Annotated in this window: 10 protein-coding genes; 8 read left to right on the forward strand and 2 right to left on the reverse strand. The window is 70.1% G+C overall.

The features are described 5' to 3' along the window. Nucleotides 1-35: 35 nt before the first annotated feature. Both BLV02_RS33800 and BLV02_RS33805 read right to left on the reverse strand, forming a co-directional pair. The gene (locus BLV02_RS33800; protein ID WP_171906741.1) at nucleotides 36-1550 is read right to left on the reverse strand and encodes an alpha/beta hydrolase-fold protein; all 1515 of its coding nucleotides are present in this window, start codon (nucleotides 1548-1550) and stop codon (nucleotides 36-38) included. A gap of 237 nt (nucleotides 1551-1787) precedes the next feature. Continuing rightward, on the reverse strand, nucleotides 1788-2960 hold the full coding sequence (locus BLV02_RS33805; RefSeq protein ID WP_069111459.1) for a XylR family transcriptional regulator: 1173 nt from the start codon (nucleotides 2958-2960) through the stop codon (nucleotides 1788-1790). Nucleotides 2961-3045: 85 nt separating this feature from the next. Between BLV02_RS33805 and BLV02_RS33810 the strand changes: the two genes are divergently transcribed. The 8 genes from BLV02_RS33810 (at nucleotide 3046) to BLV02_RS33845 (ending at nucleotide 14295) form a co-directional block, all read left to right on the forward strand. Beyond that, nucleotides 3046-4149 carry a Gfo/Idh/MocA family protein gene (locus BLV02_RS33810; protein WP_069111458.1) on the forward strand — a complete coding sequence of 368 codons (1104 nt, stop codon included), beginning with the start codon at nucleotides 3046-3048 and terminating at the stop codon, nucleotides 4147-4149. 101 nt (nucleotides 4150-4250) lie between these two features. Next, nucleotides 4251-5324, forward strand: coding sequence for a branched-chain amino acid ABC transporter permease (locus BLV02_RS33815; protein WP_083288634.1), 1074 nt, complete (start codon nucleotides 4251-4253; stop codon nucleotides 5322-5324). Beyond that, the gene (locus BLV02_RS33820; RefSeq protein WP_069111457.1) at nucleotides 5321-6328 is read left to right on the forward strand and encodes a branched-chain amino acid ABC transporter permease; all 1008 of its coding nucleotides are present in this window, start codon (nucleotides 5321-5323) and stop codon (nucleotides 6326-6328) included. The genes BLV02_RS33815 and BLV02_RS33820 overlap by 4 nt, the downstream gene beginning before the upstream one ends. Continuing rightward, nucleotides 6325-7800: an ABC transporter substrate-binding protein gene (locus BLV02_RS33825; RefSeq protein WP_083288633.1), complete on the forward strand. Its 1476-nt coding sequence runs from the start codon at nucleotides 6325-6327 to the stop codon at nucleotides 7798-7800. Before BLV02_RS33820 ends, BLV02_RS33825 begins: the two co-directional genes overlap by 4 nt. A gap of 9 nt (nucleotides 7801-7809) precedes the next feature. After that, nucleotides 7810-8559: an ABC transporter ATP-binding protein gene (locus BLV02_RS33830; RefSeq protein WP_069111455.1), complete on the forward strand. Its 750-nt coding sequence runs from the start codon at nucleotides 7810-7812 to the stop codon at nucleotides 8557-8559. Further along, nucleotides 8556-9290, forward strand: a complete 735-nt coding sequence (locus BLV02_RS33835) for an ABC transporter ATP-binding protein (protein WP_069111454.1) — start codon at nucleotides 8556-8558, stop codon at nucleotides 9288-9290. The genes BLV02_RS33830 and BLV02_RS33835 overlap by 4 nt, the downstream gene beginning before the upstream one ends. Continuing rightward, the gene (locus BLV02_RS33840) at nucleotides 9287-10171 is read left to right on the forward strand and encodes a sugar phosphate isomerase/epimerase family protein (protein WP_069111453.1); all 885 of its coding nucleotides are present in this window, start codon (nucleotides 9287-9289) and stop codon (nucleotides 10169-10171) included. Before BLV02_RS33835 ends, BLV02_RS33840 begins: the two co-directional genes overlap by 4 nt. Before the next feature lie 47 nt (nucleotides 10172-10218). Beyond that, nucleotides 10219-14295, forward strand: coding sequence for a ThuA domain-containing protein (locus BLV02_RS33845; protein WP_069111452.1), 4077 nt, complete (start codon nucleotides 10219-10221; stop codon nucleotides 14293-14295). The last annotated feature ends 42 nt before the right edge of the window (nucleotides 14296-14337 follow it).

Genomic DNA, 14337 nt, shown 5'->3' on the forward strand with positions numbered 1-14337 from the left:
CGCGAGAGCGCCGTCCCAGGGTGACCAGGTGCCGGTCAGCCGGCCTCGGCCGGGATGCTGCTCGACTCGTCGAACAGGTCGTCGCCCCGGTAGCGGGCGACCACGGGATCGTCGAGCAGGGCCGCGTCGACCGGCTTGTGGAAGCGGGCGGCGCCGTCGCGGACCCTGGCGGAGCCGAGGTGCTGCTCGCCGGCGTAGAAGTCCACCGTCCCCGAGGGTGCGGTGACGCTCGTCGTCACGGGGGCGACCGTGGCGACGGCGCTGAGGCGCACGTGGCGCCCGACCGGCTCGGTGGTGGCCGCGACGTCCGTGGTGGTGCTGCGGAAGGCGAGGTCGCGCACGTAGTGGTTCAGCAGTGGCCGCCAGACGTGCCAGGTGTGGACTCCCGGAACGTTGAACTCGTCGACGTCCACGCCGGCCGTCTTCAGCGCCGCGGCGTTGCGCTGCGAGTTCTCGGCGATGTTGCCCAGGTGGTCCTGGAGCCCCGTGCCGATCATGATGCCGCCGGCCACGTCCTTCATGCGGTCGATCTGCTCCTGGCCGGCCTGCGGTCCGCCCGCGCTCCAGGCGGCGTGGTAGCCGAACAGCTCCGTGTGGTCGTACATCAGCGTGTAGGCGCGGCTCCCGCCGGCGGAGAACCCGCCGAAGGCACGGTCCTCCGCCCTGGTGGAGACGTTGTAGTTCTGCTCGACGAACGGGAAGACGTTGTTCCTGAGCTCGTCGACGTAGCCCTGGTTGCCGCCGGGCAGTCCGTTGAAGTCGGTCGACACGATCACCATCGGTTGAGCGGCGCCGTCCCGGATCGCGTTCTCCAGGATGTGGTGGGCGACGCCCTGCATCGTCCATGCGGTCGAGTGGTCGCCGCCGCCGTGGCTCAGGTAGAGCGTCGGGTACGGCGTCGGCCGGTCCGGGTCGTAGTCGTGCGGCAGGTACACGACGACGTCGTGGACGCCGGCCGGGTTGGTGGACAGCGGCGACGGGTAGCGCCGCGTCTCCAGAGTGCCCGCCTGGTGCGGCCGCGGCGGCGCCTGGTAGTCGGTGTCGTAGGTCGGGAACTTCCTGCTCTCCGGCACGTAGACGGTGCTGCGCACGGCTCCCGGTGCGCCGGGATACTGCGGCTGGATCTGCCACGGGTTCGCCGGATCGTCGTGCAGGGTGCAGCCGGTGGCCAGCTCGCTGGTGCAGTCGTGCGTGAAGGCGTAGCGGAAGCTGCCCGCCGGTAGTGGCACCGTGACGGACCACACGCCGTCGTCGCCACGTTCCATCGGCAGGATCTGCCACGGTGTGGCCGCGATGTCGCCGGGCAACCACTGCGACGGCGCCCGGCCGTCGCCGCAGTCCTGACAGGTCACGCTCTCGGGTCGAGAGTAGAACCAGTCGCCGTAGACGTGTACCGACTCGACGCCCTCGGGCGCCTCGTACCGGAAGGTGACGGCGTATCCGGTCGGCGGCTGATCCGTGCGGACGACCTGCGGCCCGAGCGGTTCGGGTGGCGCCGCGGACGCGGCCGGCGCGGCCGCCGCGGTCGTCATCGCCGCGGCGGCCGTCAAGCCTGCGAGCAGTGAGCGCAGCGGACGCCTGCCAGGCGGAGCTGCCGGTGAACGGTGGAGACGTGCGAGGTGCATGTAACTCTCCCTCCGTTGGGCGAGTCGACCGGACCGCTGACGGCCGATCGATTACATCGTTGGAACCCTCGTGGAGCCGGCAGCCTTGTGTCAAGAGGAGATTGCACATTTCGAGAAGAAGTGCTGCAATATATGCAACGCCCCCGCGTGGGCGACGAGAGGTCACTCCTGCCAGAACGCCTGGCGGGCGACGGCGCCGCCGACGGTGCGGCGGTACTGGCCGGGGGACTGCCCGGTGTGCTTCTTGAAGACGACGCTCATGTACTCGGAGTGGCTGAAGTTCAGTCGTTCGGCGATCTGCTGCAAGGTCCAGTCCGTCGACGAGAGCAGCTCGGCGACGTGGGCGAGCCGGACCCTGATGATCTCGCTGTGCACCGTGCGACCCAAGGTCGCGGCGAAGCGGTAGTCGAGGGCGCGACGAGACAGGCCGACGTGGCGCAGGACGGTGGTGACGGCGAGGTTCTGGTCGGATCGGGCCCGGATGAATCGCAGCGCCTCGGAGACGAGCGGGTCGTCGACGGCGAGGATGTCGGATGACTGGCGGGCGACGATGCGGGTCGGCTCGATGAGGCGCAGGCCCGCTTCGAGCGACCGGCCGTGCATCATGAGGTCGAGCAGGTGCGCCGCAAGATACCCGGACGCGGTCGTGTTGGGCTCGATGCTCGACAACGGGGGCGTGGTGAGATTGCCGATCAACTCGTCGTTGTCGACACCGAGGACGGCGACGGCGTCGGGGACGGCGAGGCCGGCGATCTTGCAGGCCTCCAGGACCTCCTGGCCGGCGATGTCGTAGCAGGCCAGGACGCCGACCGGCTTCGGCAGCCCGGTGAGCCAGGTGGCGAGCCGCTCGCGGTCGGCGGCGCGCATGCCCGACGACTTCATCCGGAACTCGTGCGGGGTCGCGCCGTGCTGCCGGACGTGGCCGGCGAACCACTCGCTGCGGGTGATCGACCACGCGAAGCGTTCGTCGCCGCAGAAGGCGAAGTGGCGCAGCCCGCGTTCGGCGAAGTGCCCGACCGCCCAGCGGGCGATGGTGCCGTCGTCGGTCTCGACGCCGGGGAGTTCCGGGACCAGGCGGGCCGCGCTGAGGTCGACCGTCGGCAGGCCGAGTCGCCGGATGAACCGGGCGGTGCCCTCGTTCTCGATGCGGGCCAGGACGCCGTCGCCGTGCCAGCCCTCCAGCCAGGAGAAGTCGGTCTCGTGCCGGCTGTGCTCGGCGAGGTAGAGCGACCAGTGCGGGTGCTCCTCGACGTACTTCTTCACGCCGACGAGCAGGCCGCGGGCATAGGCGTTCGAGGTCTCGACCAGCAGCGCGACGTGCCGTGTCCCCGACATGTAAGAAATCTAAGGTCTGCTGCTGGATTGCGCATGGTTTGTCCCGTTGGGTCCTCCGTAGCCTTCACGACACAGGAGGTCAACGATGACGCAGAGAGTACGCGTGGCCATCGCCGGGCTGGGATTCGGATCGGAATTCATCCCGATTTACCAGGCCCACCCGGACGCCGAACTCGTCGCCGTGTGTCAACGCACCGAGTCCGCTCTCCACGAGACCGCCGACCGGTTCGGCGTCCCCGGACGCTACACCGACATCGCCGCGATGCTCGATGACCCGGACATCGACGCGGTGCACATCAACACCCCGATCCCGGACCACGCCGGCCAGACCGTCGCCGCGCTGCGCGCCGGTAAGCACGTCGCCTGCACCGTGCCGATGGCCACCACGCTCGAGGAGTGCCGGTCGATCGTCGACGCGGTCCGGGGATCCGGCAAGAACTACATGATGATGGAGACCGTGGTGTACTCGCGCGAGTTCCTGCACGTCAGAGAGCTCGCCGAGAACGGCACGCTGGGCCGCGTCCAGTTCCTGCGCGGGGCGCACCACCAGGAGATGGCCGGCTGGCCCGGCTACTGGGAGGGACTGCCGCCCATGCACTACGCGACACACGCGGTCAGCCCGGTGCTCTCGCTGGCCGGCGCGCTGGCCGAGAGCGTCGTCTGCGTCGGCTCCGGGCGCATCTCGCCCGAGCTGACGGCGATGTACGGGTCTCCGTTCGCGGTGGAGAGCGCACTCATCACGTTGCGCGACTCGCCGGTCCGTGCGGAGATCGCCCGCTCGTTGTTCGAAACGGCCCGCGAATACGTCGAGAGCTTCACCGTCTTCGGTGAACTCGCGACCTTCGAATGGGAGCAGACCCAGGGCTCCGGTCATGTCCTGCACGTCGGAGAGATTCCGAAGACCGTCGAGATCCCGGATTTCGCTCACCGGCTGCCGCCGGAGATCGCGCCCTTCACGACCCGCGGCGTCTACGACGCCGAGAACGAGCACCTCTCCTTCGTCCAGGGCAGCGGGCACGGAGGTTCGCATCCGCACCTGGCGCACGAGTTCGTCCGCAGCATCGTCGAGGGCCGGGCGCCCGCGATCGACGAGGTCACCGCGGCGAACTGGACGTCCGTCGGCATCTGCGCCCACGAGTCGGCCATGAACGGCGGCGCCCGGGTGGCGATACCCGACTACACCGCCTGACCCACGTCGCGGCCGGCGCCCGGCGTCACGCCGGCCGGTCACCACACGCACAGGTCGTCCCACGACGCTGCGCCGCTCGGCGCTGACCTGCGGAGGTACCGATGACACCTGCCCTGATCGACGCGGACCGGGGCGCGCCGGCGAGCCGGGTGGCGCAGCTGCGCCGGCCCGCGGTGTGGGTCGCCGCCGCCGTCGCGGTGGCCGTGGCCGCCTGGGTGCTGTTCCTCGCGGACGGCACACCCGCCGGCGCCGCGGTGGACGACCCCGGGAAGTTCCTGGTCACCATCCTGGACGGGGTGACCTTCGCCGGGCTGCTCTTCGTCGCGGCGTCAGGGTTCACGCTCATCTTCGGGCTGATGCGCACCGTGAACATGGCGCACGGCTCGTTGTTCCTGCTGGCCGCCTACGTCGCCATCCGCGTGCAGGAGGCGATGGTCGGGCGCTCACGCAACCTCGACCCGTCCGACGTCGGCCTGCTCGACTGGGTGGTCCCGATGCTGGCCGGCGCCGGGGTCGCCGCCGTGCTCGGCCTGCTGATCCAGCAGCTGTTCCTGCAGTGGAACGAGGGCCAGGAGTTGCGGCAGACGCTGCTGACCCTGGCCATCACGGTGGTGCTCGCCGACCAGATGCTGCGGGAGTTCGGCGGGCTGGCCCAGCGGGTGGTCTGGCCGGGGGCCGTGACCCACTTCCTCACCTTCGGTGGTGAGCGCTACGCGGTCACCCGGCTGCTGCTGCTCGGCATCGCCGTGCTGGTCGGCCTGCTGTTGTGGCTGTGGCTGACCCGCACCGGCGTGGGCCTGATCATCCGTGCGGGCGTGGACGACCGGCAGATGGTGCGCGGCCTGGGGATCGACATCCGCCGGGTGTTCGCGCTCACCTTCCTCGTCGGCTCGTTCCTGGCCGGCCTGGGTGGGGTGCTCGGCGCGTCGTTCGCCGGCGCCGCGCCCGGCACGGACGGCAGCTGGCTGCTGAACGCGCTGGTCGTCGTGATCATCGGCGGGCTCGGCTCGCTCAAGGGAGCCGCGGCCGGCTCGCTGCTGTACGGCATGGTCGTCGCGTTCTCGCCCGCCTACCTGCCGAGTCAGTACACCTACTACGCGATCATCATGACGTTCGGTCTCCTGGCGCTCGTGCTGGCCGTGCGTCCCTACGGGCTGTTCGGGAGGCCGGCATGAACCTGCGAGAACGCCTGACCGGCGAGACGCTCGCCCTCACCGGACTGGTCATCGTCCTGATCCTGCTGCCCAGCCTGGCCACCGCGTTCTTCGTCAACTTCGTCATGACTCAGACGCTGATCCTGGGGCTGGCCGCGGCGACCATCGTGTTCCTCGCCAGGTACGGCGGCATGACCTCGCTGGCGCAGCTCCTGATGTTCGGGATCGCCGGCTTCATGTTCGGCAACGCCGCGCTGGACGGTGGCGCTCGCGGCCTGAATCTCGGCTGGCATCCGTGGGCCGCCGTGCTGTTCGCGATCGTCGTCACGACGCTGGCAGCGTTCGTCCTCGGCGCGATCGCGAGCCGGACGACCGGCATCTACTTCCTGATGCTCACGTTGGTGTACGGGGTCATCGGCTACTTCGTCTTCGCCCAGATCGTCGAGATCTCCGGGCCCGGCGGCATCACCAGCATCCAGCGGCCGGACCTGCTCGGCCCGCCGGTCCGGCTGTACTACGCGGGCCTGCTGCTGTCGGTGCTGGCCTACGTGGGCTTCCGAGCGATCCGGCGGACGGCGTTCGGGTTGGCGCTGCAGGGCGTGCGCGACGACCCGGTCCGGATGGCGTCGCTGGGATTCGACGTGCCGCTGCACCGGACGCTGGCGTTCACCCTGGCCGGCTTCGTCGCCGGCCTGGCCGGACTGCTCAACGTGTGGTGGAACGGGCAGGTCGATCCCGCGTCCATCTCGATCGGGCCGACGCTGATCCTGCTGATCATCGCCGTCATCGGAGGCATCTCGTCGCTCGAGGGCGCCTGGCTCGGCGCGTTCGTCTACGTCCTGGTCTTCACCTACCTGCGCGACCTCCCGCTCGTCGACCGCATCGGCATCACCGAGGCGCGGTTCAACACCGTCATCGGCGTCATCGTCCTGGTGATCATGGTCCTCTCGCCCGAGGGCCTGACCGGGATCGTCCGCCGGCTACCCGTACGCACCCAGAAGGAACTCGGAGGGACACGAGCATGAGCAGACAGAGGAGACGGACATCGCTGGCGCTGTCCGTGACGGCCGGCCTGGCCCTGCTGGCCGCCGGCTGCGGCGGCGGGGACGACGACTCGACCGGGCTGCCCGCCGACGAGCAGTCCGCCGCCGGCGGTGGCGACGGCTCGCCGTCCGGCGACGGGATCCGGCTGGGCATCCTCGGCCAGTGCGAGGGCCCGTTCGGCGGCTTCCACGAGGACGTCGTCGCCGGCACCACGCTGGCCCTGGCCCGGTTCGCCGGCGCCACGCCCAACTCGGCGACCAGCGCACTGGAGGGGTTCAGCGGCGCCGAGGTGGCCGGGACGCCGATCGAGCTGGTCGGCGTCGGCTGCGGCGACGACACCGCCGACCGCATCGTGCAGGAGGTGCGCCGGCTGGTCGAGCAGCTCGGCGCGAACGTCATCATCGGGCCGCTCTCCGGCGACGAGGGCATCGCGATCGCCGAGTACGCCAAGGCGAACCCCGAGCTGACGGTGTTCGCCGGCATCTCCGGGTCGCAGGAGCAGACGCTGCAGGTGCAGGCGCCGAACTACTTCCGCTTCTACGGCGACGGCGCGATCTGGAGCGCCGGCCTCGGCGACCTGCTGCACCACCAGGAGGGCTGGGACACGGTCGCCGTCATCGCCGACGACTACAGCTTCGGGCACACGTCGGCGGCCGGATTCGTGGCCGACTTCTGTGCGGCCGGCGGCGAGGTCACCCACCGCGTCTTCCCTCCGCTGGGCACCACCGACTACTCGTCCTACGTCGCGCAGCTGCCGAACCCGGACGAGGTCGACGGCTACTTCTGGGCCGTGGGCGGCACCGGCACCCAGGCCGCGCTGGAGGCCTTCGTCAACGGCAAGGGCGACCTCACCGGCGACCAGCACGCGGGCAACCTGTTCTTCAACCCCGACCTGGCGCAGGCCCTCGGCACGGATATCGCCGGGGCGTACGTCGGCGGATTCGCCACCCTGCCGGCCGACGTGCAGACGCCGCAGATCGAGGAGTACCTGGCCGCCGCGGACGAGACCTGGGAGACGATCCCGGGTTCGCTGAGCGGCAACGAGCCCGCGCCGCCGTCGGTCGCCGCCGAATTCGGCTTCTTCTACGGCTACTACACGGCCGGCGTCGCGCTGGTCGAGGCGCTGGAGGCGGTCGGCGGCGACATCTCCGACCTCGGCGCCTTCCATTCGGCGATCTCGGGCCTCACCCTGGAGCTGCCCTACGGCGACATCAGCCTGGACGAGAACCGCAGCGGCATCGTCGACGTCGGCTTGTCGCGTCTCGTGCTCGACGACGCCGGTGAGGTCGTCCAGGAGACGGTGGCCATCGTGCCAGGGGTCGACCAGACCTTCGGCGGCACGTTCAGCCCCGACACCCCCTCACCCGGCCGCGACTTCCCGGCCTGCGAGGAGCGTGAGCTGCCCTGGGAGGGCAACGCCATCCCGGTCGTCGACGGCGTCCCGCAGAGTTAGGGGACCGTCATGGCGTCCGTCGTCCAGGTCAGCGGCGTCACGGTGGCGTTCGGGGGTCTGCGCGCCCTGCGCGGTGTCGACCTCGACATCGCACAGGGTGAGCGACTGGCCGTCATCGGGCCGAACGGCGCGGGCAAGACCACGCTGTTCAACGTCATCGCCGGGGACATCACCCCGACCACCGGCACGGTGATCATCAGGGGACAGGACTGCACCCACCGGCCGTCGCGGCACCGACCTCGCCTCGGCCTCGCACGGACCTATCAGAAGGCACGTGCGTTCGCCGGGCTGACGGTGCGCGAGAACGTCTATCTCGCGCTCGCCGGGCACCGAGGCCGGCACCGGGCGCTCTGGCGGTCCCGCGCCGACCGGGCCATGCGCGTCCAGGCCGCCGAGGTGGCCGAGCGGGTGTGGCTGTCGCGGCACGTCGACGCCGTGGCGGGCGAGCTCGCCCACGGTCAGCGCCGGCAACTCGAACTGGCGATGGCGATCGCGACGGAGCCGGACGTGTTGCTGCTCGACGAACCGGCCTCCGGCCTGTCCCGCGGTGAGCGGGAGCGCCTCGTCGAGCTGCTCGAGTCCTTCGACGAGCGCCTGACCCTGCTGCTCATCGAGCACGACATGGACGTCGCGTTCCGGATCGCGCAGCGGGTCGTGGTGATGGCCGACGGCGAGCAGATCACGGCCGGAACGCCGGAGCAGATCCGCACGGAGCCGCACGTTCACCAGATCTATCTCGGGACGGAGGCGGCGGCATGACGAAGGACGACCCGCTGCTCGACGTGCGCGACCTCCGCTCCGGCTACGGCGCGTCGCTGGTCCTCGACGGACTCAGCTTCAGCATGGGGGCCGAGGCGGTCGCGATCGTCGGCCGCAACGGCATGGGCAAGACCACCCTGTGCGACACGCTGGTCGGCTTCGTTCCGCAGTCGGGCGGTGAGATCCGGCTGGCCGGCCGCAGACTCGACGGCCTGGCGCCGGAGACGATCGCGATCGCCGGCCTCGCCTACGTCCCGCAGGGCCGCAGGCTGTTCCCGTCACTCACCGTCGACGAGCACCTGGCCATGCTCGCCCGGAGAGCCCGGGGAAGGCGGTGGACACCTGAAGCCGTCTACGAGCTGTTCCCCCGGTTGGCGCAACGGCGCCACCATGGCGGCGCCGAGCTGTCCGGAGGCGAGCAGCAGATGCTCGCCGTCGGGCGGGCGCTGCTCCTGAACGCGCCCCTGGTCGTGATGGACGAGCCGTCCGAGGGGCTCGCGCCGGCGATCGTCGACGTGCTGGTGGACGCGGTCCACCAGCTCGTGGCCGAGAACGTGGCCGTTCTCGTCGTCGAGCAGAACCTGCGCGCGGCGGTGCGGATGGCGGACCGGCAGCTGGTCATGGTCTCGGGCCGCATCGAGGCCGAGTTCACGGGGGAGGAGCTGCTGGACCGGCCCGACCTGCAGCACCGCTATCTGGGCGTCGGCGCGACGACAGGAGAGTACGCATGACGAAGGACCGGGCGCTGGGCGCCAACACCTGGATCTGGACCTCACCCCTGACCGACCAGCGCCTGGCCGAGCTGGCACCACGGATCCGTGACTGGGGCTTCGACGTCATCGAGCTCCCGGTCGAGTCCGCGGGCGACTGGGACCCCGTACGGGCCGCCACGCTGCTCGACTCACTCGGCCTGTCCGCCACCATCGTCGTCGCCATGGGCGCCGGTCGCGAACTGGTGGCCACCGACCGCGAGACGGTCGTCGCGACCCGTGACTTCCTGCGCCACGTTGTCGACGTGGCGGCGGCCGTCTCGTCACCGGTGATCGCCGGCCCGATCTACACGTCGGTCGGGCGGACGTGGCGCATCGACGACGCGGAACGGCGCGGCTGCTATGCGCAACTGCGCGACAACCTGGGACCCGTGGTCGAGCACGCCATGGACGCCGGCGTGACCGTCGCCGTCGAGCCGCTCAACCGCTTCGAGACCAGCCTGCTCAACACCGTCGACCAGGCCCTTGAGGCAATGGACGGCCTTCCCGCCGAGGGCTGCGGCCTGGGCCTCGACACGTTCCACATGAACATCGAGGAACGCAGCATCACCGAGGCGATCCGCCGGGCCGCCGGTCGCATCGCCCACGTGCAGGTCTGCGCGAACGACCGCGGTGCGCCGGGCGCGGACCACCTGAACTGGCCCGGCATCGTCGCCGCCCTGGAAGCGGCCGGCTATCGGGGCCCGCTCGTGATCGAGTCGTTCACCGGCGACAACGCGACGATCGCCACCGCCGCGTCGATCTGGCGGCCGTTGGCCAAGACACAGGACGCCATCGCTGTCGACGGGCTCGCGTTCCTCTCCGGTGTCGTGCGGGGAGGAGGTGTGTCCTCGCCGATCTGAACACGTCGGGCTGTCCACATCCGCAACGAAGCGACGGTGAGAGGTCTATGCGACGACTTTATCGTTACATCCCATTCGCGCTGCTGACGGCCTTACTGGCCTCCCTGCTCCCGGGCCTGGCCATCAGTTCCGCGCACGTCCCCGAGGACGAGTACCAGGTCCTGTTCTTCCACAAGACGACCGGCTTCCGGCACGACTCCATCCCGGCTGCTCTCAACGCCGTCGAGGAGCTCGGAGCGGAGCACGGCTTCACCGTGACCGAGACGCAGGACGCGTCGATCTTCACCGAGGACGGGCTGGCCGAGTTCGAGGCCATCGTCTTCTACACCGACGGCGAGAACACCCTCGACGCCGCCCAGCGCCAGGCGTTCGAGCGCTACATCCACAACGGCGGCGGCTTCGCCGGCCTGCACTCGACGTCGAACATGGACAAGACGGACTGGCCCTGGTGGTCGGACCTCATGGGCGGAGCGTTCTTCCGCAACCACCCCTTGGGCGCCGACCAGTTCCAGGACGCCACGGTTCGGATCGAGGACGACACGCACCCGTCGACGGCCGGTCTACCCGCGGAGTGGGTCCGCGAGGACGAGTGGTACAACTTCACCGCCAACCCGCGCGAGAAGGTTCACGTCCTGGCCACGCTCGACGAGTCGACCTACAACCCGGGCTCCGGCGCCATGGGCGAGGACCACCCGATCTCCTGGTGCGCCAACTTCGACGGTGGCCGCACCTGGTACACCGCGCTCGGCCACAGCTCGGCGTACTACGACGAACCGCTGATGCGCGAGCACCTCCTCGGCGGCATCGAATGGGCCGCCGGAGCCGCCGAGGGCGACTGCGGCGAGCCGCGCGACGGCATTCCCACCGAGGCGTCCTTCGAGAAGATCGCCCTCGACGACAACACCGCCAACCCGATGGAGCTCGCCGTGGCGCCCGACGGCCGGGTGTTCTACGTCGAGCTGGGCGGCGCGGTGAAGGTCTACGAACCCGAGACCGGCGCCGTGAAGGTCGCCGCGCAGATCCCGGTGCACCGCGGCAACGAGAACGGGTTGCTGGGCATCGCCCTCGATCCCGACTTCGAGACCAACCAATGGCTCTACCTCTTCTACAGCGCACCCTCGCCCGAGGTGCAGCACGTCTCCCGGTTCACCGTCGACGGCGACCAGCTCGATCTGGCTTCGGAGTCGGTGCTGCTCGAGATCCCGCACCAGCGGGAGGTCTGCTGCCACTCCGCCGGCTCGATGACGTTCGGGCCCGACGGCAACCTCTACATCTCCACCGGGGACGACACCGCCCACTTCGCCTCGCAGGGCTTCGCCCCCATCGACGGGCGCATCTACGACAACCAGGTCAGCGAGGACGCCAAGCGCTCCTACGACGCCCGGCGGACCTCGGGCAACACCAACGACCTGCGGGGCAAGATCATCCGGATCACCCCCGAGGACGACGGCACCTACTCGATCCCCGAGGGGAACCTGTTCCCGCCCGAGACCTCGGATCCGGACCTCACCCGGCCGGAGATCTACACGATGGGCCATCGCAACCCGTTCCGGATCGCCGTCGACGACGAGACGGGCTGGATCTACGCCGGCGAGGTCGGGCCCGACGCCGGCAGTGACAACCCGAACCGCGGGCCGCGCGGGTACGACGAGTGGAACCAGATCCGCGAAGCCGGCAACTACGGCTGGCCCTACTGCATCGCCGACAACCAGGCCTACCGGGAATGGGACTTCGCGACCAGCACACCCGGTGAGTTCTTCGACTGCGAGAACGGCCCGGCCAACGACTCGCCGTTCAACACCGGCCTGGACGTCGTGCCCCCGGCCAAGGACGCCTTCATCTGGTACCCGTACGGTGAGTCGCCGCAGTTCCCGGAGCTCCCCACGGGTGGCGGCCGCACTGCGTACGCCGGTGACGTCTACCACTACGAGGAGGGCCTGCTCGGCGACGGCCAGTTCCCGGAGTACTACGACGGCGCCGTGTTCGTCATGGAGTGGTCGCGCAAGTGGATCGGCGCCCTGCGGCTGGACGACAACGGCGACTACGAGAGCTTCGAGCAGTTCATGCCGAGCACACTGTTCCGCAGCCCGCACGACATGGAGTTCGGGCCGGACGGCGCGATGTACCTCATCGAGTGGGGCATGGACTTCAACTACGCCGGGGGCAACGTCAACCCCGACTCCGGACTGTACAAGATCAACTACACCGAGGGCGCCCGCACTCCGGTCGCCGAGGCCGGCGCCGACAAGGACTCCGGACCCACCCCGCTGGAGGTCACGTTCTCGAGTGAGGGCAGCAACGACCCGGACGGCGACGAGCTGACGTTCACGTGGGACTTCGGCGACGGCACCACCTCCGAGGAGCCGAACCCCACGCACACGTTCACCGAGCCCGGCGAGTACACGGTGCGGCTGACCGCCACCGACCCGTCCGGACGTTCCGGCAACTCCAACCTGACCATCACCGCCGGCAACACCCGGCCCGAGCTGACCATCGAACTCCCGGCGCACGGCCAGGTCTTCGACTGGGGTGACGAGATCCCTTACAGCGTCACCGTCGACGATGCCGAGGACGGGTCCGGGCCGGCCATCGACTGCGAACGCGTCACCGTCCAGCAAGGGCTCTACCACGACGAGGGCGGCAACGCGCACGTCCACCCGGGTCAGCCGCAGACCGGCTGCGAGGGCGTCATCGTCACGCAGGAGGACGCGGAGCACGGCGACGCCGCGGACATCTCGCTCACGGTGACGGCCAGCTACACCGACGACGGCGGTGAGACCGGCGCGCCGGCACTGACCGGCGGCGTCACCCATCTGCTGCAGCAGCGGCGCAAGGAGACGGAGCACTTCGCCGAGGCGGAAGGCATCGAGGTCGACGAGGCGGGCGACGAGGAGACCGGCGGCGGTGAGGCCATCAGTGGCCAGAACGGTGCCTGGGCCTCGTACGAGCCGTACAACCTCGCCGGCATCGGCGAGATGACCCTGCGGGTGGCGACGGCCGACGACACGACGGTCGAGGTGCGGCGCGACGGGCCGGACGGCGAGCTGCTGGGCACGGCCGCGATCGAGGGCAACGCCGAGATCGGCCGGACCGACGGTCCGGAGGGCTTCCACAGCGCCGTCCGGCTCGGTGGCTCGAGCCAGCTCGAATCCGTCGAGCTGCCCGACGGCGTGGTCAGCGGTCTCGAGGACTTCACCGCCTCGGCGTGGGTGAACTGGTCGGGAGGCCAGTCGTGGGCGCGCATCTTCGACTTCGGCTCCGGGACCGGCACCTACATGTTCCTGACCCCGGCCGCCGGAGGGACGAACAACCTCAGGTACGCCATCACGACCGGCTCCGGTGAGCAGATCATCAACGGCTCGCAGCCGCTACCCAGCGACGGCTGGCACCATGTCGCCGTCACACTCGCCGGCAGCACCGGCACGCTGTACCTCGACGGCGCGCCCATCGGGACCAACGCGAACATGACGCTGACCCCGTCCGACCTGGGGGAGACCAGCCAGAACTGGATCGGCGACTCCCAGTACTCGGCGGACCCGCTGCTCAACGGGGCGGTCGACGACGTCAACCTCTTCGGCCGTGCGCTGTCCCGGAGCGAGATCCAGGCGCTGGTGGCGGCTCCGGGCGGCGGCGAGGGCGGCGACGTCGCCTGGTACCGGTTCGACGAGGACGGCGGCAGCACCGCGACGGACTCGTCCGGCCAGGGCAACGACGCGACGATCGTGATCGCCGACGACGCCGCGACGTGGCAGAACGTCACCGTCGACCTCATCCCGACCGAAGGCACGTTCCCGCTGCACCTCGTCTTCCCCGAGGGCCCGGTGCGGGTCAACTGGATGGAGCTCGCCGCCGGCGACGGCGGTCCGGGGACCTGTCCGACTCCGGATCAGCGAGAGACCGTGGTCGTCGGCGACGTCGACAGCGGCATCACCAACTACGGCGTCGACGGCGGCTGCACCGTCAACGACCTGATCCTGGACGAGGAACCATGGGCGGTGCGCGGCGAGTTCATCCGGCACGTTCGCCAGGTGACCGACCAGCTCGTCGACGACGGTGTGCTCAGCACCCGCGAGGCGCTGGCCGTGAGAATCGCCGCCGGCCGGAGTGACGTCGGCAAGGGCTGAGCCGGCTCGCTCGAGACAGGGGTGGCCCGGGGGACGCTGCGC

It is taken from the genome of Jiangella alba, assembly GCF_900106035.1.
GTDB lineage: Bacteria > Actinomycetota > Actinomycetes > Jiangellales > Jiangellaceae > Jiangella > Jiangella alba.

What these genes read in the sequence shown, in the direction of transcription:
- BLV02_RS33820 (WP_069111457.1), top strand. Translation starts at nt 5,321, where the DNA reads ATGAACCTGCGAGAACGCCTGACCGGCGAGACGCTCGCCCTCACCGGA.
- BLV02_RS33810 (WP_069111458.1), top strand. Translation starts at nt 3,046, where the DNA reads ATGACGCAGAGAGTACGCGTGGCCATCGCCGGGCTGGGATTCGGATCG.
- BLV02_RS33825 (WP_083288633.1), top strand. Translation starts at nt 6,325, where the DNA reads ATGAGCAGACAGAGGAGACGGACATCGCTGGCGCTGTCCGTGACGGCC.
- BLV02_RS33845 (WP_069111452.1), top strand. Translation starts at nt 10,219, where the DNA reads ATGCGACGACTTTATCGTTACATCCCATTCGCGCTGCTGACGGCCTTA.
- BLV02_RS33835 (WP_069111454.1), top strand. Translation starts at nt 8,556, where the DNA reads ATGACGAAGGACGACCCGCTGCTCGACGTGCGCGACCTCCGCTCCGGC.
- BLV02_RS33840 (WP_069111453.1), top strand. Translation starts at nt 9,287, where the DNA reads ATGACGAAGGACCGGGCGCTGGGCGCCAACACCTGGATCTGGACCTCA.
- BLV02_RS33815 (WP_083288634.1), top strand. Translation starts at nt 4,251, where the DNA reads ATGACACCTGCCCTGATCGACGCGGACCGGGGCGCGCCGGCGAGCCGG.
- BLV02_RS33830 (WP_069111455.1), top strand. Translation starts at nt 7,810, where the DNA reads ATGGCGTCCGTCGTCCAGGTCAGCGGCGTCACGGTGGCGTTCGGGGGT.
- BLV02_RS33805 (WP_069111459.1), bottom strand. Translation starts at nt 2,960, where the DNA reads ATGTCGGGGACACGGCACGTCGCGCTGCTGGTCGAGACCTCGAACGCC.